Origin of the sequence: Rhodocytophaga aerolata (assembly GCF_030503435.1) — a bacterium.
Taxonomy (GTDB): domain Bacteria; phylum Bacteroidota; class Bacteroidia; order Cytophagales; family 172606-1; genus Rhodocytophaga; species Rhodocytophaga aerolata.
In genome coordinates, this window is record NZ_JAUKPO010000039.1 from 24,003 (window position 1) to 45,682 (window position 21,680).

Below are 21,680 nucleotides of genomic sequence, written 5' to 3' on the forward strand. Positions count from 1 at the left end.
TTCCTAGTGCCGCTTTTTTATCAATACTTTACCGGTCTGTTATTCATTCCGCAATGAATCTACTGGATTTACCAAGGCTGCTTTAATGGCTTGAAAACTAACGGTAACTAAAGCAATCAGCAACACGGCCACACTTACAGAGGCAAACAGCCAGGGGCTCAGGCGAATGCTGTACTCAAAATTTTGCAGCCAGCTCTGCATGGCCCACCACGCCAGCGGCCAGGCAATCAGGTTTGCTAACAACACGAGTTTGAGAAATTCTTTAGAAAGCAAAGCTACAAGTGTAGGTACCGAAGCTCCTAATACTTTGCGGATACCCATTTCTTTGGTCCGTTGCTGGGCAGTAAAGGTAGCCAGGCCAAACAAACCCAGGCAGGCAACCAGTATGGTAAGTCCGGCAAAAATTCCCAGAAACTTTCCAATTTTCTGCTCCGATACATACGTGTCTTCCACCCGCTGGTCCATAAACGAATAGACGAAAGGTTCATCAGGCGTTAAGGCCGTCCACTGAGTTTTCATGGAAGCCAGTAAATCTTTGGTGTCAGCTGTTTTTACTTTGACAATCATGGTTCCGGAATTCGGGCTTAGTACCATAACCAGTGGAGAAATGCGTTCGTGCAGCGACCGGAAGTGAAAATCCTTAACAATGCCCACTATGCGGTATGTCTTCTTCTCGCCTTCATTGGTAGAGCGGGTAATTGTCCGGTCCAGGGAATCGTTTCCCCAGCCCAGGGCTCTGGCAGCAGTCTCATTCAAAATTGCTGCGGAAGAATCGGTAGCCATTTGCGGTGAAAAATTCCGTCCGGCTATCAACTGCATACCCAGGGTAGGCATATACTGGTCGTCTACATCGTAGCGGATAGCTTTTATTTGTTGTGCAGGATCATCATCCGGGTAGATAAAAAAGTTGTTATTGTTCGATGGGCCAGCCGGCAGATACCCCGACCTACTTACCCGGAGCACGCGGGGATCTTGCAGGAGCTGTTGACGGAACACTTCCTCTTGCTTACCCAACACCCAGGTTTCCCCCAGAATCAGCACTTGCTCTTTGTTATACCCTAAATCTTTACTTTGGATGTAACGCAACTGCTGATAAACTACCAGCGTGCCAGCCATTAAAGCAATCGAAATACAAAACTGAACTACTACTAATCCACTGCGTATCCCTATACTTTTATTACCAGTAGCAAGGGTATTCTTTAGTACCGTAATTGGCTTGAAGGATGAAAGGAAAAAGGCCGGATAACTGCCTGCCAGTAAACCTACCAGCAAACCAAAAAGTAACAAGCCGGGCAACAATGTAAGGGCACCACTGCTAGTAAACGCAACCGACTGGCCAGTCAGGCTATTGAACAGGGGGAGTGCTAATACAACCAGCACAACTGCTATTAACAACGAAATACTTGTGAGTAAAATAGATTCCATCAGAAACTGCTGTATTAACTGGCCTTTTACTGAACCTACCACTTTGCGGATGCCTACTTCCCGCGCGCGTTTGGAAGCCCCGGCTGTAGAAAGATTCATAAAATTAAAACAGGCAATCAGGAGCATAAACAAGGCGATGGCGCTGAAGATATAGACGTGTTGTGTGTTGCCTCTGGGCCCCAGGTCGTACATGAAGTCGGAATGTAAGTAGATGTCTGTTAACGGTTGCAGAAACAATCCCAGATGGTTTCCTTTTTCTTCAAACTGGCTATAGTTCATTCCAAAGGCTTGTTGTAGTTGCGGACTCATGTATTTTTCAACCACTTGCGGCAGTTTTCTTTCCAGTTGCCTGGGGTCATAGCCGGGAGGCAACACCAGGTATGTATAAAATTCGGAGGTCATCCAGGAGGCAGATTTCGCTTCCGGCAGGCTAGTCATGGAAGCAAATACATCTATATGGAAATGGGAATTGTCTGGGATATTGGCGATGACACCGGTTACTTTGCAGGTAGCCTTAAAATCTTTAAACGTAAGTATTTTTCCAATGGGGTTTTCATTTCCAAAAAATTTGTGAGCCGTAGATTGGGAAATAACCACTGTGTTGGGCTGAAGCAAGGCTGTTTTCGGGTCTCCCTGAAGAAAAGGCAGGGTAAACACCTGGAAGAAGTTGGCATCTACAAAAGCAAAGGCATCTTCCTTAAAAGATTTATCTCCGGAGGTTATGCGGGGAGTACCGTACTGGCGCAGGCGGGTAGCCTGCTGTACTTCCGGATAATCAGCCAGAAGCGTTTGAGCTACCGGGGGCATTACATGGGCTTCGTTTAGTTTTTCTCCTTGAACGGAACCCTTAAAAATCACCCGCACGATACGATCTGCTTTTTCGTGAAAGCGGTCGAAGCTTACCTGGTGCTGTACGTACAACATAATAATCAGGCAGGTAGCCATGCCGGTAGCCAGGCCAAAAATATTGATGGCAGAAAAAATTTTGTTGCGCTGTATGTTGCGAAAAGCAATAATAAAAAAGTTATAAAGCATATCCAAAGAAAGTAAGTTTGTGTGATGCGTTTGTTTTTTCCTGCGTTTAAAAAAATAAGGACGTACATAGTGAAAGGTGCTCAGCATAAAAGCTTTGCGGGCTTGCTTTAGCCCTGTTGCGTGTACCTGGCTTTGAAACACTTCATGGAGGTCGCCTTGCACATCTTCCAGAATATCTTCGGGAAGAAACCATTCCAGAAAGCGGTCTGCCCACCGGGGAGGGGTAATCGGGTTGTTCATAGCCTAGTCAGCTGAGTTAAATGCCAAATAATTGAAGTGTATTTTGTGGAATTCCTTGCCAGAGTTTAGTTCTTAGCGCCTGAATCTCCTGCAAGGCAGAGGCTCCTGCCGGTGTAAGCGTAAAAAATCGTTTTCTGCGACCACCTCTTTCCTGCGTGCTACCTCCCATGTTGGAATGCAGAAAGCCTTTTTCTTCTAGACGGTATAAGGTGGCATGTACAGCACTCATCGTAATTTTGCGGCCAGTCTGCACTTGCACCCTTTCCCAGACGGTAACCCCATACGCCTCCGGATGGCAAGAGGCTACCACCAGCAATATAACTTCTTCAAACTCTCCAAGAAACGATCTGCGCATGAATAAAGTAAAATAAGGATTGATTAGTTATAATTTTGCAAAACAAATCTTTTGCCAGAGAATAAAACTGCTTCAAAGCCCTAAAATGGAGGTTTTTGCCGGATGTACATCATGGAAGGGTGTCCATAAATGAACACTTTTTGTCCGTTAATGGACAGCCATGCTCACCATTCACATTCAGTAGCCATACCTGCCACGAGTGCTATGCGTAGTAAGTAAGGTGTGCTGATCAATATTTGTAAGCTACAACTGACTTTTACGCAACTACCTTGGAATACTATTTATAGCTTTCACATTGAATGATTGCCCATGCAGAAACCTGTTAGTTTTGAAAACCTAACAGGTGCACGCTTTAATGTTAGGCAATTAGTTGCTGAAAGAATGATAAGAGTAGTTGATTAGAACTGCTAAACCTAAAGACTATAAAATTTTAAACACACGTTCATGTAGTTACTGTTCTTGGGCGGAAGCAGTGTGTCCCGATGGCTTTTTTGTAAACTCCAGCAATATAGCTCCGGCGGTAGTGAGTAAAACAAATGTGCCTGCCCAGAAGTATGTTTGCTGAAAGTCAAGATAATACCAAATTGCTAAATGAAGGATAGTTAACAAAGTAATTAAAGCAAAAGCTTTTTTTCTGGACGATTTTAACTCCCGGAAATCAGTAGCCAGGGGATTTTGAAGGGCAATCTGCTCTTTTATGGCTTGTTCTACCTCCATCAATAATTCGTCATCATAAGCTAACACTACCGCTTTCTTGCCATCGTATTGAAGCGTCAGGTTGCGCGTACCGCTGCCGGAAGAGAATATATCAAACCTGTACCATTGTATGCTTTTCCAGGTGATTTTTTGGTAGCCAGGCAAGTGTATTCCCTGATCATCCAGGAGAATGGTCACTTTTTTTCTGTGAAAAAGTAAGAAAGAAGCTGATAGAAAGCTCAGGCTAAAACCGGATAGGAGAAGGATTCTTGCCAGAAGTGACAATGTCTGCGGAAAGGAGAATCCATTCATCACAAATTCGATGAAAAAGGCTAGCCCAATTAAAAAGATGCCCACTACGCCTGATTTCTGGATAATTTTGCTGGGCACCTTAAGGGGATATATTTTCTGCATATTATCGTTGTCGTAAACCGGCAGACCTATAGTAATATACAAGAAATTCTTTATCTTGGACATACCTCTCCAAGGATTTTGCAACAAATTAACCAATGATGGATGAATAGCTTACACAAAGCCGGCCTACATATAGGCCAGTGGCTCGATGCGCATAAGGATATAGGTATTTTGTTGTTACGGCTATTTATTGGTGTGCGGTTAGTATATGGTGTGGCCGATAATGTGCTAAGCTGGCAGCATATGGTGCTTTTCGAAAACTTTCTCCGGCAACAGGGCTTTCCATTTCCTCTCCTTAGCGCCATTGTCTCAGTTTATGCCCAGCTGATTGGCGGCTTGCTAATCATCACCGGATTGTATATACGCCTGGCTTCAGTGGTACTTAGTATCAATTTTATGGTGGCTCTCCTGATGGTTCACCGGCAAGATACATTTGAGGCAATGACACCAGCATTGGCGATGTTGGTTGGTAGCCTGGTTTGCTTATTTTATGGATCTGGAAAGTACTCTTTATCACCTAAAAAGGAACCTGAGAATGCAGGCTAGCAGGCATCAAACTACTTAATCTCCGATAAGAAATTAGCATTTATTGGTAAAGAGAGGTATAAATAGTGCGCTGGTTGATGCGGATCAAGTTTATTCCCAGGCATTCTAAAACTGGTTATAGATTACAGAAAATGGCCTCCACAAAGCCAGTAGCTACATACTAATTGCCAAACACTTGGCGTTATAGTGCAAACAACATCCTTAATACTTTCTTTCTTTATTGCATACAGGTTTACAGATTTATTCATAAAAACTATTCCATTAATTTATCCTGGTTATGAAAGCTGTACGCCTGTTGCTTGGGTTAGTGGTACCTGTTGTTAGCAGTTTTGTTGCCTGCCAGAGAGAACAGCAGGTAACGCCCGAAGTAGTTACTCCCAAAGATTGTTTAATTACTGCCTCTTCCCGCAATGGCCAGATCCTTGAGGGAGAATATATTGTCACGTATAAAGACGCTGAGCAAAATACATCCCTCGCCACCGGACGCATGGCCGCTGTCAGTGCTACGTTGCTGGCCAGACACCACATAGACGAAACGGCCATAAAAGCCACTTTTTCCGGAGCCGGCAGTGGATTTGTTGCCAGGTTAAGCAAAGAAGAAGCCGGCCTGCTGCAAGAAGATGAATCTGTGGAGTTAGTAGAGCCTGACCGGATTTTATCGATGTGTACCTGCCTGGAAGTAGCCGAGCCCCGTAATCTTACCTGGAGTATCCGCAAAACCGGTTATGGCAATGGTACCAACTTTGCAGAAAAAACTGCCTGGATCATAGATACTGGTGTGGATTTAGATCATCCAGACCTATCTGTAGACCTGCAGCGGAGCCGCTCTTTTATTAGCGGGCAAACCTCTGCCGATGATGAAAACGGGCATGGTACGCATGTAGCAGGTATTATTGGGGCACTCAACAACCGGGTTGGCCTGCTTGGCGTAGCTTCCGGGGCCCGGATTGTCTCGCTCAAAGTATTGGACCAGATAGGCGAAGGGCGGCTTTCCAGCACTATTGCCGCCGTGGCTTATATTAATACGAATGGCAAAGCAGGAGATGTGGTGAATTTGAGTTTAGGAGGCGAAGGTACTTCCCCAACACTTGACCGGGAAATCCGAACAGCGGCTGATAAAGGCATCTTATTTGCCATTGCTGCCGGAAACGACGGAAAACCAGCCCGCGACTTTTCTCCGGGGAGGGTAAATCATCCTAATGTATTCACCGTGTCTGCGGTAGATAGTACAGATGCTTTCGCCAGCTTTTCTAATTACGGAAACGATGTAGTGGACGTAGCGGCCTACGGCGTGCGGGTACCTTCTACCTACCGCAACGGACGCTATGCCGTATTGTCTGGTACCTCTATGGCTGCACCACATGTGGCCGGCTTGCTTTTAATCCGGGGAAAAAATATTCCAACGCGGGGCTTTGCCCGTAACGATCCGGATGGACAGGCAGATCCCATAGCCAGAGAATAAGTAGGAGATATATGTGTACAATTCCGGAATTAGCTCCCTTTCTACAAGAAAAATAATGACCTGTGCCGACTTGATATAGCCGCTAAGTAGCTCAGGCCCATCTATAGTTATTTGCTTCTTATACAAAACAAGAAGAGGGGGCTTTCGGATGCCTCCCATAGTAATTACCGGAGAAACACTGGGGTTTCATTTGCAGGAAAGTGTTTGCAGGAAAATGAAGAAGACTTAGCGCTTTGTTGTATATTGTGCCATTGTACCTGAGTAAATAGTTCGTATTATTCCAAAACTACCCTATGAAAACCGAAAAAGAGAAAATGCTGGATGGAGAGCTCTACGATCCATTAGACAAACAACTAGTTGATGAACGGCTCCGCACCAGGTTGCTGATAAAAGAATTAAACGATACCAGGGAAGATCAGCCGGAAGAACGTGGCCGTATCTTAAAAGAATTGATCCCTAATGCCGGACCTGGGCTGTGGATTCAACCTCCTTTTTACTGTGATTACGGGAGCTATATGATTGTAGGAGAAAAAGTATTTTTTAACTTCAACTGTGTGGTGCTGGATGTAACCTATGTAAAAATTGGCAGCCGAACCATGTTTGGGCCTAATGTGCAAATTTATACAGCTACTCATCCAATGGATCACAAAGAAAGGTCTTCGGGAGTAGAATATGCCAAGCCGATCAGTATTGGGGAAGATGTGTGGATAGGTGGGAGTGCTGTTATTTGCCCGGGCGTTAGCATTGGCGACCGTACAATTATTGGTGCCGGAAGTGTAGTTACCAAAGATATTCCTGCTGATGTATTTGCTGCCGGTAACCCCTGCCGGGTTATCCGCTCATTAGACACCACAGATGCAAAAAATTAAAATTTTTCTACTGGTACTGATGATAAGCTGTACCCGCAATCCAAAACAAGATTTTGTATTTGAAAAAATTGAATGTAGCCCGAGTGAAATGCCAGAATATGATGGGGAGGTGGTTACCCTTCTTGATAATCAAACAGGCAAACCTTTGCGAGATACATTAGTAGAGCGGGTAGTTAAAACAAGAACCATTTTTAAGCCTTGTAGAGAATACATATACCTGGCTACCTACAAAGATTCACTAAACAGGCCAATCTCCAGTAGCAAAGTCTGGATGATGGCTACAGGTACTAGATGGGAGGGGCAAAAAGCAAAGCAAGATGAAATTATTGTACAATATGAATTTGATGATACGCAGCTACAACAGATCAAAAAGTATTTTGTGAACAGGCTGTTACTTGGTAATCCATGGCAAGTCAAACAAAAAGAAGGAATAGTAGAAAATGTGAAAGGTGTATGGATGCATCCGTTCAGATCCAATCAATACAACTTTACGGAGGTGGCGCCTTTTCCGGAAGTAAAATTTCCCTTACAGATCGGCAAAACCTGGACTTCTCAACTGAGCATAGGGCCGGGATGGGGTGACTGGTCTACTACATCCATTCACAATGAATACAAAGTAACAGAATTAACAGAAATAAAGACACCATATAAAGAGTTTAAAAAATGCTGGAAGGTATATGCTACATCATCGGCTAATTTTGGTGAATCTATACATGAATTTTGGTTTGATGAAGCTTACGGATTTATTAAGATGCATTATACCAATTACCAGGCTCAAACATTAACTTTTGAGTTACTGGATGTAATGGATAAATAAGAACTGTACTTAATAGTACCTCTGGTCAGTGATCCGCCGATGCACAAAGTTAGTGCGTTGAGTAATGCCTCAGCATAGGTATGCTCCGATTAGTGGCCAGCCAATAATTCTATTCATTTGGTGCGTATCATTTCTACAATCGTGGTTTTACCAATGAGTAACAACTGAGGCTGCTAGCCAACCATGGTATAAAAATTGTGAGAGCCTACTTTTAAGATTTGCAAGTGATCCAGGAAAAACAAGGCTTTATTAGTCTACACACCTTTCATTCAACAGCCCAGCATACCTATTTGACTATAGGTGTTGATGAAACTATACCCTGTGTGGTAGATGTGTGGACAGGCCCTTTTGGCAGCCAGGCAAACTTCAGAAGTGGTGTTGAGAAAGTAGTAGAAGTATTAATCGAAAAAAAATACAGCAAATGGCTGGCAGATTTACGCAACATGGAAGGTTCCTGGGATAGCTCCAAAGAATGGATGCTGAAAGTACTCATGCCAAAAGCCATAAAAGCTGGCTTAACAGCAGAGGCTATTGTCTTGCCCAAAGACGTATTTGCCAGGCTTTCTACCCAGGATACCATTGTTAAGCTTCATACTTATCAGCTTAGGCAGTTTGATGACTGGCAAGAAGCCAGAGAGTGGTTGAAAAAACAATAAGTGACCTTTTTTTGCTAATGCTTCAAGCGTCTTGTACAGAGCAACAGAAGGCATACGTATGAATAAAACCGTACGGAAGGCATCTGTTCAGGAGTGTAAATAAAGTTTATCTAACGAGGTTAATTGCCGGATGGCTCTTTTTATTTCCCGCTTCTGCTTAATTTGGAAGTACATCCGTTTGAAGGGGTTCTTTTCGTTCTTAAGCAACTCACAGTATTTTAGGTTAATTTCATCTCTTATTTTTTTCACTTGCTGCGCGTATTCTTTGGTGTCTGTGATGCGTTGGGGGCCATCAAAAACAATCCGGTCTACTTGGCTTTTGTCCTTTTTCATACTTCTGTTCTATCAAAATATTTATCAGGTACCTGCAAACTGATTTGTTTTGTTCTTTGCCCGCATCACAAAGCTACGGGCAAAGATTTCTATAAAGAATACTGGTTACACCTGTACCCGTTCCAGCTTGATGGGATAAGTTTTCTTGGCATTCCACTGGCATACATAAATGTTTTTATCTTCATCCAGGCATACATCGTGGCAATGCATAAACAGGTTTTCTTTCTGTACCATCAGTTGTAATTCTCCATTTACGTACACCGGCTTTGTGCCTCCGGGATTGGAGATTACTTTGTTATTTTTATCCAGAATGGTTACAAAGCCGGAATTTGGCGTCTGGTTCAGGTATTTTAACCGTGACCAGCAAACACCTGCATACAGATTTTCTCCATTGATAACTGGCCGGCAGACAAAAGCCCCAGGCAGAAAAATGGTAGAAAGGTATTTGCCATCCAGCGAAAACCGCTTAAAAGAGTTATGTACACGGGAGGTACACAGCAAGGTAGGATTGTTTTTATCCCGGTTGTCTATACACACGCCGTGAGCGGTTTGAAACTGCCCATCTTCATCGCCCTGACCACCAAAATGCCGGATATAGTTTCCTTTGGCATCATACTGGATAATGTATTGCGAACCATAGCCATCGGCCACGTAAATATCTCCGTTGGGGCCAACAGCGGTTTCGGTGGGTTTGTAGGGAGCTTCTTTCTTATAAATGCCCAGTTCATGAGGCGTTTTAAGAGTCATCAATACTTTTCCATCTACAGTAGTTTTGTCTACCCGGCCAATATTGGGGTCACTGATAAACAGCATATCTTCACTGCCTTCTTTGGCAAGACTCAAGCCATGTCCGCCTGGATAATCACTGCCCCAGGTTTTTAGCAGTTTACCGGATTTATCATAGATGATGATATTGTTTTTGGGCTCATCGGTTACCATAATCAGCCTGCCTTTGGAATCCAGTACCATTTCATGGCAGTTATTGATAGGGGTTTTGGCCGGATCTAAATTTCCCCATTCTTTATTGACGCGGTAGGTAAAGCCATTGTGTCCGAGTACCTGATCGGCTAAGGCAGGTTTGCCTTTATGTATGAAAAAATTGAAGTCCGGTGCAAATAAAGCACCTCCTGCCAAGGCAAAAGATCCTTTGAGAAATTCACGGCGAGCGGTATTCATAGGTATAAGGGGTATAGGGGTGGATGTGTGTTAATTAACTGACGATATCCAGCAGGCGGCTGGTTGTAGGTTTAATAAGTGCTGGCAGGAAATATTAAAAATGGAACAAGGAAAGCAGAATAGGTAGTTTTTCTACTCATACGTTCCTTGTTCAGTAGCTTATCTTATAGAACTTATCTGGTGTACGTAGGCAGTTTGCCTGCAGTGATAAACTACGCTAGGTTCCTGCTGGCTTTGTTATACTTGCCAGCCTTTTCTGTAGGTTCTGCCGACAAACTGGTTGGCTTCTTCAAAGTTGGTGATTTTCATGTTTTCGCCATCCCATAATAACTTTTTACGGCCATAAAATTCTTTTTGTCCTTTTGCATTGTCTCTGCGCAGCATATAACTCCGGATAGCCAGATTACCCATCAGCACGGTTTCGGTCATTGGGCCGGCGTAATCAAACGAAGAAGTTAAGGCTTTGTGCTCCGGACTGTTAAACCCAGCTTTGCAGGCATCTACCCATTTGCGCTGATGTCCGTATTCGGGTTCTGTTGTATCTGGTGTTTCCGGGCCAAATTCTGTAGTGCCGTCACTCAGATAAAGCTTTGGCATCATAGGAGAACTATCGTTAATATTGGTAGAAATAATGCCTTTTTCTCCAATAATCAGCACGCCGTTAGCACTTTGGGCGCCCCCAATATCATGGTCTGCCGGAATAATTTCCGGGTGGGACGGCCGGATACCTCCGTCGCTCCAGGTCATTTCAATAGGCGATTTACTCTTATCGGTTGCACCAAAATGTAAGGTAATGAACGAAGAGGCCGGACATCCTTCCGGATTGTAATCGGCTGTCCACATCTGGCTGTACACAGAGCCTACACTACATTCTGCATCCGTGGGGTATTTCAGGCCAAGGGTACGGAAAGGAATGTCTATTAAGTGGCAACCTACATCACCTAAGGCACCAGTTCCGTAGTTCCACCATCCGCGCCAGTTAAAAGGGTGTAAATTAGGTGTATAGGGCATATATTCGGCAGGGCCTAACCACAGATCCCAGTTTAAATCTTTAGGTTTCTTGGTTTCGTCCGGTTTCGGCATGGCATAGCCTTGTGGCCACACCGGGCGGTTGGTCCATATCTGAACTTTAGATATTTTTCCCAGTGATCCGGAATCTACCCATTTCTGCACCATGCCCAGCAATGGATTGGAAGCTCCCTGGTTACCCATTTGGGTAACTACTTTATTTTTTCTGGCCATTTCGGTAAGCAGCCTGGCTTCCCGGATATTGTGGGTCATGGGTTTTTGTACGTATACATGCTTACCTCTTTCCATCGCAAAAGCAGCTGCCGGTCCATGTACGTGGTCGGGGGTAGAAATGGTAATGGCATCAATATCTTTTTGTTTTTCAATCATCTCCCGGTAATCGGCATACAATTTTGCTTTCGGAAATTCTTTAACAGAGGCAGAAGCAGAGCCGGAAAAATCTACATCGCAGAGGGCTACTACCCGTTCACGGCCTTTAACGGATGCATTGCGTATATCGCTGGCTCCTTTGCCACCTGCACCAATGGCCGCCAAATTTAGCTGATCGCTGGGAGCCGTATACCCTACACCTCCCAACACGTGCCTGGGCACGATAAAAAAGGAAGAAGCAACAGCTCCGTATTTAATAAATGTTCTACGGGATGTGGTGGATGGCCCGTTTTTTTGTTCACTCATAAGGATGGACTAGTTAAGTTTATGTTTACAATACTAATAAGCACCTTGGCAACAACTTGTACTTAGCCTGTAGGCGGGACTCAAAAAATCCGTACAAGTACCTGCGGCAAGCAGCTATACAAGCCTGGCTAATAAATTTCTTAAATTAAAGAAAAAGAAAGGAAACTCAGACAGAATACGAGAAAAAATATAGAATTAATTGTATCCTTTTAAGGTATCAGGTAAGTAGCTGTACAACAGAAGAGATATTCATTTATAAATTTACCATGGTTTGCTTCCATTTTGGCTTGCTTCTCATTGGATAAAGCAAACTTATAAACCTCCATGCTTACTCTTCCACTTCTCATACTTACCTCGCAGCAAGGTAACGGCATTCATGCCTCCTTTCTTCTGACCAAAAAACTGCAGGTCCAGGGAAACTCTTTTAGGTTTATCCATTAGGTTGGCAACCATCAGGAATGCACTGGTGGCCCGCTGCTCGCCACAACGTTTATCTCCACCTGCTGCAGAGCCGGCTTCCAGAGCAAGCATCAGAATCTCTTCCAGCGGTAACTGATTTTGTTGGCCTTGTACAACAGCTTTCATTATGGCCTGTACCACTTGTTCAGTAGCCAGAGTATTGCCTTGTATGGCCACACCGGGAGCTGTTAAGGTGCCTTGAAAGGGGTGAGTGGCTGAGCCGGTATATGTCCTTGGTGCGGTTACATATAATAAGCTCACTACTCCATATTGCTGCTGTTCGGGGTCATACATAGAGTCGGTGAGGGCATCTATGATTTCCTGCGGTGAAGCATCGGCCAATAGCATGTGTACGCCTTTTTCCCGTGCCCATTTGTTGCTCATGGCTTGTACCACTATGGCCCCTTTGCCCGGAACAATCTTGCCTATACCATAGCAATTATAGGTGCAGGATGCCCCGGCAATACCAATTTTCTTGCTGATTGGGTCTGCCATAATAATAGACCAGGTAGCCAGGGCACTGAATGGGTAAGCTAACAGCAACAAAAGAATAGCTGCATATTTCATGATAAGGGAGAGGTTTTCTATAGCCAAGAAGATACACAGAATTTGCTTACAGCTGTTAGTCTACAACCATAAAAAACCGGAAGTTCATGTGCTACGCATAAACTTCCGGTAATAGTGGTCCCCAATACAGAGCAGGCAGTTCTGGACCTGATGGTCATTAAGGAGTAGCTAAAAACCAGACATTGCCTACATCTTTGCCTTTGATATCTCCCCGTTGGCTGTCATTTACAAAATAATACAGGGGTTTACCTTTATAAGAAAGTTGCTTGGCTCCATCGGAACGAGTAATGGTCTGGAAATCGGTAGAACTGAGCAGGGAGGGCATCTTAAAGTTTTCGGCCAGAAATGCCGGCCAGTTGGCTAAACATGGGCCGTTACAAGTACTCTGATTGACACCATCCGGACTGAACGTATACAGGGTTCTGCCATCCATATCTGTCAGGTACAGATCGGTGCCTTGCCGGGCAATCATCAGCTTAAAATCCGGATTAACCACAAACCAGACATTATTTACATTCTCTCCCTTTACATCTCCTGCCGCAAGGTCCTGGTCATAATAATACAGGGGCCATCCTTTAAACGTAGATTGTTTTGAACCATCGCTTCGGGTAATAGTTGCGAAATCTGTTGCATTTAATTCTTTTGGTAATCGCAGCGTACCACTGTAAAACACTGGCCAGGCGGTGAGGCATGAGCCGCTGCACAAACTTTGTCCGCTTACATCCCTGGAAAATACATACAAGGTTCTACCAGCAGAATCAGCCATGTAACTCCCTAGCGTAGGATCGTTGCGGAGTTGGAGGGAAGTAATTTCTGGTTCGTCGTCTTTATCACAGGCAGCAAACAAGAAAAAGGCCACAAGTAAAAAGGCAGGAGCATACAGTAACCGGAAGTAGGAGATAGGTTTCATAAATACTGAGGGATTTTAGTCTGAAAATAAATGAATGTACCAGGGCTGTTGCGCCAGACAAAAGGAAAGGCGCAGCAGTCAGTCAACAGAAAAATAAACACTCCGGAGTAAATACCTGCAGCAGATAATGGCCAGCTATCTGCACTGAATTAAATTTGCCCCATGACGTAACTGCCAGAAGAAGGGTTGCCTAAAAGAAAAACAATTTTTAGAACCTAAAGTAGCCAGCAGTTCTACCATTATATAGGCCTGGTATTTGAACATTTAAAATACAGGTGGATACAGAAGTGCCAGTTATTGTAAAAAATACTACTAACCTTTGTTGATAATTGTTGCGTAGTTTCTGTCTGGATGATTGCATATCTCTACATATTTTAGTAATTCGCTTTTGTCCGCCGGTTGATTTACCTGCAAAACGGATTATTCTTCACCAGTTAGAAGCTGATAAACTTGTGGGGAAGTAAATTACTTGAATAGTACGATGCATTATTCTATACCATTTGTTAGCCTGCTTACTTTCTGCTTGCTCTTGCTGGTTGGATGCCGGCATGCACAACCCATACATAAGCAACCCGGAGAAAAAGGCTTACTGCAAGATGAATTAACAGTTGAGTTTACGGAAGCAACCGGAAGCTTCCGTATTAAAGATGTAAAAGAAAACCGGCTCCTCCTGACCCAGCAGGCCCAGGAAAATACCAGGCCCTATATCCATCCCATTGCCGCGCCAGATGGCAAAGGTGTTCTTACGCAGTTCAGCCCAGACCACCATAAACACCAGACAGGACTTTACTGGGGCTTAAAAGAAGTAAACGGCCGCGACTATTTTATGAACTGGAAAGACAATTACTGGCAAAAAGTTTCTGAAGCCGTAGTACAAGCCACAGGCAATCAGGTGAAATGGAAAACAGTATACCATCTGTTGGACGCAAATAAACAACCTTTGTTAACCGAAACCCAAACCTGGGCTATGCAGCAGCAGCACGGACAATACATACTGGATCTGGAATGGAAAGGAGAGGCTAAAATGGATGTGCAGATCGCGAAGTTTTATGTAGGAGGCTTGTTTCTGCGCATGCCTTGGTATAAGGGCATTCATGGTGAAGTAATGAATGCAGCCGGACAGCGTAACCAGGAAGCAGAGGGCCAACGTGCGATATGGACAGATATAGGCATACAAGTGGAAGGCCGCAACGACCTGGCTCATATTGCCATTTTCGACCATCCGGAGAATGCGGCTTTTCCAACCCCGTGGCGGGTAGATAATGAACTCGGAATTGGACCCTCCAGACAAATTCTAGGCGACTGGAAAATTGAAAAGGGGAAAAGTGCTGTTTTCCGGTACCGGCTGGTGGTCTATACTGGTGTGTTAAATAGTACAGAGCTTACCCGGCAGTGGAAAGCCTATAGTTGTGAGGAGTAGTGAGAAGTCCTACATGTGTTATCAGCAGTCAGGAGGAGTGAGGCAGAAGCTATGTTTTGATTAAGATTATCAGCTATTATTGTTAGAAAAAAATTACCAAGAGGTAAACTGATTTTTGCTCAGCTATAGAAAAAGATTGCTGGCATATCTGGCAGAATACTCTCTTTTAGTACATATTTTATGAAAGCAACAACATTTTTTTTGGCGCTTGTCTATATGCTATGTGTAGCATCGTGCCAGGCTCCAGGTTCCCAGCAACAACCAGTTTCAGGTCAGGCGGCTACTATACCACCTGCTGTACAAAATACACCTAAGCAACCTACACCCACCTATAAAGACCCGCTTGATAATTATACGGACTGGGCTATTTACCGGGGCGATAAAAAGGCAAACCAATACGCTGAACTTGCCCAGATCCATGCCGCAAATGTACATAAGCTACAGAAAGTCTGGGAATACCATACTGGCGATTTCAAGGGGCCTTCCATGTACAGCAACCCGATTTTGGTGGATGGACTATTGTATTTTACAACCGGAAAACTCGATGCCGTGGCAATAAATGCCGCCACTGGAAAACAAGTATGGGTGTTTGACGCTGCGCAATACACCGAAAATAAACAGGCGTTCAGGGGACGGAGCCGTGGGGTTACGTATTGGCAAGGGGCAGAAGGCAAACGGATTTTTCATTATGTGAACAACCGGGTATATGCCCTGGATGCCAGAACCGGCAAAGTGATTACTACTTTTGGAAACGGAGGTTTTATTGACTTGCGGCAAAACATAGGAGTTGAGGCTTCCACTGCTTCTATTGAAGTAACAACGCCAGGCATCATCTATAAAAACTTTCTTATTGTTACATCCAGAGTACCGGAAGAGTATACCTCTACGCCCGGACATGTACGTGCCTATGATGCGGTTACTGGTGAGTTTAAATGGATTTTTCATACCATCCCACAAAAAGGAGAAGTAGGGTACGATACCTGGGAATGGGTAGACGGAGAAGTATACGGAGGGGCCAATCCCTGGGGTGGTTTCTCCCTGGATGAAGAAAGAGGATGGGTGTTTTTTGCTACCGGATCGCCGGCCAATGATTTTTATGGAGGATTCCGCAAAGGCATGAATTTGTTTGGCAACTGTGTGATAGCCCTCGATGCCGAAACCGGACAGCGCAAATGGCATTATCAGACAGTTCACCACGATATATGGGATTTCGATAACCCACCGGCTCCTATACTGGTTACCTTAACTTCTGGCAAAAAAACCAGGGATGCCGTTGTGCAACTCACCAAAATGGGCTTAACCTTTGTATTAGACCGGGATACTGGCGAACCCCTGTTCCCAGTCGTAGAAATGCCAGTGCCTACTTCTAAAGTACCTGGCGAACAAACCTGGCCAACCCAGCCTTTTCCCCTGAAGCCGCCACCATTAGTCCGTTTATCGCTGCATGAAGCGGATTTGACCAGGGTTACGCCAGAATCGTATGCAAAGGCCTTGGAGCAATTCAAAAAATACGAAACAGGCTTTATCTATACACCGCCATCTTTACAAGGTACCATTACTATGCCCAGCCATCAGGGAGGCGTAGAGTGGGGTGGGGCATCTTTCGACCCTTCGGTAAACGTGTTGTACGTAAACGCCAATGAAGCCCCTTCAATTAATAAATTAAGTGTGTTTTATGACAATACACAACTAGCTAAATCCGATCCGGTAAGTCATGGGATGGTGGTTTATAACAAAAATTGCACTTCCTGCCATGGGACAAACAAACAAGGCAATCCTCCTGTATTTCCTTCACTGGTTAACATACAGAAGAATGAAGAAGAGATCCGGACGATCCTGCAACAGGGCAAAGGAATTATGCCTTCTTTCCCGCAACTCTCCAGTCAGGAAATAAATGCTTTAATCAGCTTTCTTAAAAGTACTACCACTGGCAGTGAAGAGGTAAAGATGCAGGGGGCAAAGGTTCGGTACTCGGTACAAATCCCCTTTTTTACAGATCCCTATGGTGCACCGGCCATTTCTCCACCCTGGGGAACACTTAATGCGGTGGATCTGATTAAAGGAGATATTTTATGGAAAATTCCTTTAGGCGAATACCCCGAGCTGGCTGCCAAAGGCATCCGGAATACAGGAGCTAAAAATTTTGGCGGACCAGTAGCTACGGCTGGTGGCCTGGTTTTTATTGCTGCCACCCCCGACGAAAAAATACGGGCTTTTAGTGCTCACTCCGGTAAGCTCTTATGGAAATATCAATTGCCGGCGGCTGGGTATGCTACACCCAGTATCTATATGCTAGATGGGAAACAATACCTGGTAATAGTGGCAGGTGGCGGAGGTAAAAATGCTACCAAAACCGGTGATTCCGTTATTGCTTTTGCCTTGCACTCTCCAGAAGAGGAAGCAAAAGCCCCGGCTGATGAGCTACTGGGCAAAGAGTGGATCAGCCTGTTTAATGGAACCTCCTTAGATGGCTGGGTGCATATGAACGGATCGCATACGTATACTGTAGAAGAGGGTGTATTGGTAGGCAGAACAGCGGAAGGTAGTGAAAATTCTTTTCTATGCACCACCAGGGAGTTTGCTGATTTTGAACTGGAGCTGGAAGTAATGGTAGACAGCGTAACCAATTCCGGTATTCAGATACGGTCCCAGGTGAAACCTGTCACTGTGGGAGAGGGATACACAAACCGGGCAGGCCGGGTGCATGGCCCGCAGGTAGAAATGCAACGCAACCACCGGCCAGGTACGCCAACTACCGGTCTTATTTACGGAGAGGCTTTAGGTACTGGCTGGCTTTCGTCAGAAGAGAAAATCCAGAACGGGCACCATCATTTGCACAACGACGGCTGGAACAAAATGCGCATTGTTGCGAAAGGGCCACGTATTCAGACCTGGGTAAACGGACAACCGGTGGAAGATCTGACAAATGAAGAAATCTACAAAACGCACCCGAAAGGCTTTATCGGCTTGCAAATGCACGGCATTGAGAACAATGGTCCTTTTGTGATGAAATGGCGGAATATCCGCATACGCTCAATTCAGTAATATATTGCTTTCTGGGCATCTTACCCTACGGAAAAAGGGGCTATATCATAGGAAGGCAAGGAAACTACCATTTTATGATGAATTTTTACAAGAGCTGCGCCCAAACTACGGATTACCTTTGAGCCATATAGATAAATTTTATATGGCAAAGATTATAAAAAACGGTTTCTTCCCCCTTCTGCTTTTTGTTCTGTTATCTTCCTGGAAAGAGAAAGATGAATGGACATCACTCTTAGACGAGAAACTCACTAACTGGGAAATGTACTTGAGTTTTAGTCATACACCAGACTACCAGGGTAAGCCACCTAGAGATAAAAATGGGGCGCTGATTGAGCCTATTGGCTATAATACGAATGCAAAAAAGGTATTCTCCATGATTCAGGAAAACGGGCAACCAGTGCTGAAAATCAGTGGAGAAATTTATGGGTCAGTGTTTACCAAACAGTCATACGAAAATTATCACCTGAAGCTGAAAGTTAAATGGGGAGATAAAAAATATGAGCCCCGCACCAATAAACTCAAAGACTCTGGTATTCTTTATCATTCTATTGGCGAGAGTGGCGTGGATTACTGGCGAGCCTGGAAGCTGTCCCAGGAATTTCAGATTATGGAGGGGCATATGGGCGATTACTGGAGCATCGCCAACTCGGCTATAGATATAAAAGCCTACCTTTCCGAAGGAGTCATGAGTAGTGTAGCCTGCACAACGCAACCGTTTTTACCTTTTGGCCGGGAGACAAGCCAGGGAGGCTACTGTATGCGAAGCGAAAACCACGAAAGCCCTGCCGGAGAATGGACCGAACTAGAGTTGCTTTGCTACCAGGACAAAAGCGTACACCTGGTTAATTCGCAGGTTGTAATGGTATTGCAGAACTCCCGGTATGTAGAAAATGGCAAAGACGTACCGCTAACCAAAGGCCAGATTCAATTACAAAGCGAAGCAGCAGAGGTTTATTTCAAAGATGTACAAATTAAGCCGCTCAAGAGTCTGCCATCCGCCTATGCCGTTCTTTTTACGGCCAAATAAAATCATGGGTCAGTGAATGTGTTGCTTGACGTAATATATCTAATCATAGAAATTAGATCATTTACTGTCTGCAATTGCTTTCGGCCTGTTCTATAAGATAGCTGTTATTTTCGCCAAAGGAACTACCAGTCAGCCAGTGAATTTGCCTTTCCTAAGGAAAGTCTTGCAACACCTTAGGGTTCTAGTATCTTTGCTCAAGACCAATCAATAAACCTTGGCTTTTCCTACGGTTTGTTAACCCTGTTAGCTCTTGATTATGGATGTTTCCATGCCTAGTATAAATAGGATGACTGCTTCCGTTTATGAACAATATGGGCCACCTAGTGTGCTCCAGGTCAGGCAAATAGAAAAACCTGCCATGCAAGCCAATGAAGTGCTTATCCGGGTACAAGCCACCACAGTTAACCGGACAGACTGTGCCATGCTCAGGGCCAGGCCATTTATTATGCGTTTTTTTACCGGATTGCGTAAGCCCAGCAAGCCAGTGCTGGGAACCGATTTTGCCGGTATCATAGAAGCTATTGGCACACAGGTTACTGATTTCAAGGTAGGCGACCGGGTTTTTGGATTTGATGATCTGGGTGTTTGCTCGCATGCCCAGTATATAACCCTTGCGCAAGACCGGGCGATGGCTACTATTCCGGCTCCCATATCCTATGAACAAGCCGCTGCAAGTCTGGAGGGAGCCCATTATGCCTATAACATGCTGAATAAGGTGAATTTGAAAGCTGGAGAAAAGGCACTGGTGAACGGGGCTTCTGGGGCTATCGGCTCGGCCGCAGTCCAACTGCTAAAGTATTTCGGAGCCAGGGTTACGGCTGTATGTGCAACAAAAAATCTAGCCCTGGTGGAATCTCTGGGTGCCGAACGGGTAATCGATTACATGAAAGAGGATTTTACCAGATCAGGCGAAAAATTTCATTACATTTTTGATGCGGTTGGCAAGAGTACTTTTGCCAGGTGTAAGCCTTTACTAGAGCCAGGAGGTATATACATCTCCTCCGAATTAGGCCCGCATATACAAAATCCTTTATTGGCCCTGGTTACACCCATGGTTGGCGGCAAAAAAGTGATATTTCCCTTCCCATCCAATTGCAAAAGAACTGTACTTTTGATTAAAAAATTGCTGGAAGAAGGTAAATTTACGGCCGTTATTGACCGCATATATAGGATGCAAGAGATAGCCCAAGCCTTTAGCTATGTAGAAACAGGCGAAAAGACAGGCAACGTTGTTATAACCTACCAAAGCTAATCTGACTAGGTCATTCCAGTTGTCCGGACTGGTGAATACACAGAACCACACCAGACGAAAAGTTCACCAGAAATCATTAGGTTGGTTTATATAGAAAGCTGCAGCAGTAAACGTTGTATTTTTTCTTCGGTAAGAGGTTTTTCTATCAATGCTTTTACCCGGTAATTACCTGCTTTTTCTTTATTTCTGGTGTGTACAGAACTTGTTAGTAAGATAACCGGCAAATGATTTTTGTTGATCTCTTCCAGCTTGTCCAAAAACTCGAACCCATCCATACCCGGCATTTCTAAATCCAGAAATATCACATCCGGACAATTCTGGTCATTATCTAAACAATCTTTGATTTCTTCCAGAGCTTGCTGCCCATCTTCGGCTATCCGGATATGGGTATGTGCATGTAACTCGGCGAAAAGCATACTAGTAATCAGGTTACTAATCTGATCATCATCTACAATTAAGAGAGAATTTATTTTTTTCATGGGCTACTCGGTGCCGTATCCTTTAATGCAGGATGTGTTCTGTAATTCATAGTAAGTAGGCTGGTTAGGCGGGTAAAATAGTTTCAACCGGCAAATTACGGAAAAGAAGTAGTTTACCTAAGGGATACTAAATAAATCTGTTTACTATCTCACCGGCCGTTCCTGCATGGAGTGGATGTGTGTCAAGAGCTGGATACGAAATGGTGTTTGTTCGGCTGGAAAAAGGCACCACTGCATATGGTTTGGGGAGGCACAAAAATACCCGTACAAAGCAGCCAGCTCTATACGGGTAGTCGGTTGTTAGAAGAACTTTTTCAATAGATTTACCACTTTCGTGCCACCCTGCTCGGTGCCATTAAGCACTTGATCGAATATTTTTTTGTCTTCGGCTGTGATACCTGTGCGGAATTCAATATCCTGTTGAGCCACTTGTTTGGTTGCCATATGCCAGCTTGGAAAAGCTTTTTCTTTGATCGGACCATACGAAACCATCATCACTTTTTCATGCCGGTGGTCTTGTTTTATTTTGTCATACAAGGCTACTATTTCCTTGGAATCGCCTTCCAGGTATTGAATAAACTTATCTTTAGAATACAACAGCACACCCGTGGCATTCATAGAAGGATTGTTTTTCTTGCAAGAGGCAAGTATTTTTTCAATTTCTTGAGGAGTACAAGAAGCTTTTCTTGTGCTCACGTACACTAAATGTGATAGCATGTAATTTAAATGGGTTGATAAATGAGAATAGATTTAGCAAACAGGCTACTACAACACCGGATGTATCTAGCCAGTA

The 21,680-nt window shown here is 44.3% G+C and carries 19 protein-coding genes; 9 read left to right on the forward strand and 10 right to left on the reverse strand.

Annotated features, from left to right (window positions below; translation table 11 throughout):
- Positions 1-39 precede the first annotated feature (39 nt).
- The 3 genes from Q0590_RS32045 to Q0590_RS32055 form a co-directional block, all read right to left on the reverse strand.
- Complete coding sequence (locus Q0590_RS32045) at positions 40-2,700, reverse strand: ABC transporter permease (RefSeq protein WP_302041750.1); 2,661 nt, start codon at positions 2,698-2,700, stop codon at positions 40-42.
- A gap of 16 nt (positions 2,701-2,716) precedes the next feature.
- Positions 2,717-3,055 carry a PadR family transcriptional regulator gene (locus tag Q0590_RS32050; RefSeq protein WP_302041751.1) on the reverse strand — a complete coding sequence of 113 codons (339 nt, stop codon included), beginning with the start codon at positions 3,053-3,055 and terminating at the stop codon, positions 2,717-2,719.
- Positions 3,056-3,505: 450 nt separating this feature from the next.
- The gene (locus Q0590_RS32055; RefSeq protein WP_302041752.1) at positions 3,506-4,228 is read right to left on the reverse strand and encodes a hypothetical protein; all 723 of its coding nucleotides are present in this window, start codon (positions 4,226-4,228) and stop codon (positions 3,506-3,508) included.
- 39 nt (positions 4,229-4,267) lie between these two features.
- Between Q0590_RS32055 and Q0590_RS32060 the strand changes: the two genes are divergently transcribed.
- The 5 genes from Q0590_RS32060 to Q0590_RS32080 all read left to right on the forward strand — a co-directional run bounded on the left by Q0590_RS32060 (position 4,268) and on the right by Q0590_RS32080 (position 8,515).
- Positions 4,268-4,711 carry a DoxX family protein gene (locus tag Q0590_RS32060; RefSeq protein ID WP_302041753.1) on the forward strand — a complete coding sequence of 148 codons (444 nt, stop codon included), beginning with the start codon at positions 4,268-4,270 and terminating at the stop codon, positions 4,709-4,711.
- 277 nt (positions 4,712-4,988) lie between these two features.
- Positions 4,989-6,173: a S8 family serine peptidase gene (locus Q0590_RS32065; protein WP_302041754.1), complete on the forward strand. Its 1,185-nt coding sequence runs from the start codon at positions 4,989-4,991 to the stop codon at positions 6,171-6,173.
- Between the two features lie 293 nt (positions 6,174-6,466).
- Positions 6,467-7,042: a sugar O-acetyltransferase gene (locus tag Q0590_RS32070; protein ID WP_302041755.1), complete on the forward strand. Its 576-nt coding sequence runs from the start codon at positions 6,467-6,469 to the stop codon at positions 7,040-7,042.
- Positions 7,029-7,859, forward strand: a complete 831-nt coding sequence (locus Q0590_RS32075; RefSeq protein ID WP_302041756.1) for a hypothetical protein — start codon at positions 7,029-7,031, stop codon at positions 7,857-7,859. Before Q0590_RS32070 ends, Q0590_RS32075 begins: the two co-directional genes overlap by 14 nt.
- A 218-nt stretch (positions 7,860-8,077) precedes the next feature.
- Positions 8,078-8,515: a hypothetical protein gene (locus Q0590_RS32080; protein WP_302041757.1), complete on the forward strand. Its 438-nt coding sequence runs from the start codon at positions 8,078-8,080 to the stop codon at positions 8,513-8,515.
- Positions 8,516-8,602: 87 nt separating this feature from the next.
- On the opposite strand, the gene Q0590_RS32085 is transcribed toward Q0590_RS32080, so the two are convergent.
- The 5 genes from Q0590_RS32085 to Q0590_RS32105 all read right to left on the reverse strand — a co-directional run bounded on the left by Q0590_RS32085 (position 8,603) and on the right by Q0590_RS32105 (position 13,664).
- Complete coding sequence (locus Q0590_RS32085; protein ID WP_302041758.1) at positions 8,603-8,848, reverse strand: hypothetical protein; 246 nt, start codon at positions 8,846-8,848, stop codon at positions 8,603-8,605.
- Between the two features lie 105 nt (positions 8,849-8,953).
- Positions 8,954-10,024 carry an NHL repeat-containing protein gene (locus Q0590_RS32090; protein ID WP_302041759.1) on the reverse strand — a complete coding sequence of 357 codons (1,071 nt, stop codon included), beginning with the start codon at positions 10,022-10,024 and terminating at the stop codon, positions 8,954-8,956.
- Positions 10,025-10,261: 237 nt separating this feature from the next.
- Entirely contained in the window at positions 10,262-11,728 is a 1,467-nt protein-coding gene (locus Q0590_RS32095; protein ID WP_302041760.1) for a Gfo/Idh/MocA family protein, read from the reverse strand.
- 312 nt (positions 11,729-12,040) lie between these two features.
- A complete protein-coding gene (locus tag Q0590_RS32100) occupies positions 12,041-12,754 on the reverse strand; it encodes a DUF1028 domain-containing protein (RefSeq protein WP_302041761.1) in 714 nt (237 codons plus the stop codon).
- Positions 12,755-12,911: 157 nt separating this feature from the next.
- Positions 12,912-13,664, reverse strand: a complete 753-nt coding sequence (locus tag Q0590_RS32105) for a hypothetical protein (protein WP_302041762.1) — start codon at positions 13,662-13,664, stop codon at positions 12,912-12,914.
- A gap of 481 nt (positions 13,665-14,145) precedes the next feature.
- Between Q0590_RS32105 and Q0590_RS32110 the strand changes: the two genes are divergently transcribed.
- The 4 genes from Q0590_RS32110 to Q0590_RS32125 all read left to right on the forward strand — a co-directional run bounded on the left by Q0590_RS32110 (position 14,146) and on the right by Q0590_RS32125 (position 20,408).
- The gene (locus Q0590_RS32110; RefSeq protein WP_302041763.1) at positions 14,146-15,084 is read left to right on the forward strand and encodes a DUF6807 family protein; all 939 of its coding nucleotides are present in this window, start codon (positions 14,146-14,148) and stop codon (positions 15,082-15,084) included.
- A gap of 180 nt (positions 15,085-15,264) precedes the next feature.
- A complete protein-coding gene (locus Q0590_RS32115; RefSeq protein ID WP_302041764.1) occupies positions 15,265-18,129 on the forward strand; it encodes a 3-keto-alpha-glucoside-1,2-lyase-like domain-containing protein in 2,865 nt (954 codons plus the stop codon).
- 142 nt (positions 18,130-18,271) lie between these two features.
- A complete protein-coding gene (locus Q0590_RS32120) occupies positions 18,272-19,156 on the forward strand; it encodes a 3-keto-disaccharide hydrolase (protein WP_302041765.1) in 885 nt (294 codons plus the stop codon).
- A 286-nt stretch (positions 19,157-19,442) separates the two neighbouring features.
- Complete coding sequence (locus Q0590_RS32125; protein WP_302041766.1) at positions 19,443-20,408, forward strand: NAD(P)-dependent alcohol dehydrogenase; 966 nt, start codon at positions 19,443-19,445, stop codon at positions 20,406-20,408.
- A gap of 86 nt (positions 20,409-20,494) precedes the next feature.
- Here Q0590_RS32125 and Q0590_RS32130 read toward each other — a convergent pair whose 3' ends face one another.
- Both Q0590_RS32130 and Q0590_RS32135 read right to left on the reverse strand, forming a co-directional pair.
- Positions 20,495-20,887, reverse strand: coding sequence for a response regulator (locus tag Q0590_RS32130; protein WP_302041767.1), 393 nt, complete (start codon positions 20,885-20,887; stop codon positions 20,495-20,497).
- Positions 20,888-21,187: 300 nt separating this feature from the next.
- Positions 21,188-21,604 (reverse strand): BLUF domain-containing protein, encoded by a 417-nt coding sequence (locus tag Q0590_RS32135; RefSeq protein WP_302041768.1) that lies wholly within the window; start codon positions 21,602-21,604, stop codon positions 21,188-21,190.
- Positions 21,605-21,680: the final 76 nt, after the last annotated feature.

Coding starts and splice junctions, on each gene's coding strand:
- Q0590_RS32095 (WP_302041760.1), bottom strand. CDS start 11,728: ATGAGTGAACAAAAAAACGGGCCATCCACCACATCCCGTAGAACATTT.
- Q0590_RS32090 (WP_302041759.1), bottom strand. CDS start 10,024: ATGAATACCGCTCGCCGTGAATTTCTCAAAGGATCTTTTGCCTTGGCA.
- Q0590_RS32110 (WP_302041763.1), top strand. CDS start 14,146: ATGCATTATTCTATACCATTTGTTAGCCTGCTTACTTTCTGCTTGCTC.
- Q0590_RS32060 (WP_302041753.1), top strand. CDS start 4,268: ATGAATAGCTTACACAAAGCCGGCCTACATATAGGCCAGTGGCTCGAT.
- Q0590_RS32065 (WP_302041754.1), top strand. CDS start 4,989: ATGAAAGCTGTACGCCTGTTGCTTGGGTTAGTGGTACCTGTTGTTAGC.
- Q0590_RS32135 (WP_302041768.1), bottom strand. CDS start 21,604: ATGCTATCACATTTAGTGTACGTGAGCACAAGAAAAGCTTCTTGTACT.
- Q0590_RS32105 (WP_302041762.1), bottom strand. CDS start 13,664: ATGAAACCTATCTCCTACTTCCGGTTACTGTATGCTCCTGCCTTTTTA.
- Q0590_RS32130 (WP_302041767.1), bottom strand. CDS start 20,887: ATGAAAAAAATAAATTCTCTCTTAATTGTAGATGATGATCAGATTAGT.
- Q0590_RS32045 (WP_302041750.1), bottom strand. CDS start 2,700: ATGAACAACCCGATTACCCCTCCCCGGTGGGCAGACCGCTTTCTGGAA.
- Q0590_RS32125 (WP_302041766.1), top strand. CDS start 19,443: ATGACTGCTTCCGTTTATGAACAATATGGGCCACCTAGTGTGCTCCAG.
- Q0590_RS32120 (WP_302041765.1), top strand. CDS start 18,272: ATGGCAAAGATTATAAAAAACGGTTTCTTCCCCCTTCTGCTTTTTGTT.
- Q0590_RS32115 (WP_302041764.1), top strand. CDS start 15,265: ATGAAAGCAACAACATTTTTTTTGGCGCTTGTCTATATGCTATGTGTA.
- Q0590_RS32085 (WP_302041758.1), bottom strand. CDS start 8,848: ATGAAAAAGGACAAAAGCCAAGTAGACCGGATTGTTTTTGATGGCCCC.
- Q0590_RS32050 (WP_302041751.1), bottom strand. CDS start 3,055: ATGCGCAGATCGTTTCTTGGAGAGTTTGAAGAAGTTATATTGCTGGTG.
- Q0590_RS32070 (WP_302041755.1), top strand. CDS start 6,467: ATGAAAACCGAAAAAGAGAAAATGCTGGATGGAGAGCTCTACGATCCA.
- Q0590_RS32100 (WP_302041761.1), bottom strand. CDS start 12,754: ATGAAATATGCAGCTATTCTTTTGTTGCTGTTAGCTTACCCATTCAGT.
- Q0590_RS32055 (WP_302041752.1), bottom strand. CDS start 4,228: ATGTCCAAGATAAAGAATTTCTTGTATATTACTATAGGTCTGCCGGTT.
- Q0590_RS32075 (WP_302041756.1), top strand. CDS start 7,029: ATGCAAAAAATTAAAATTTTTCTACTGGTACTGATGATAAGCTGTACC.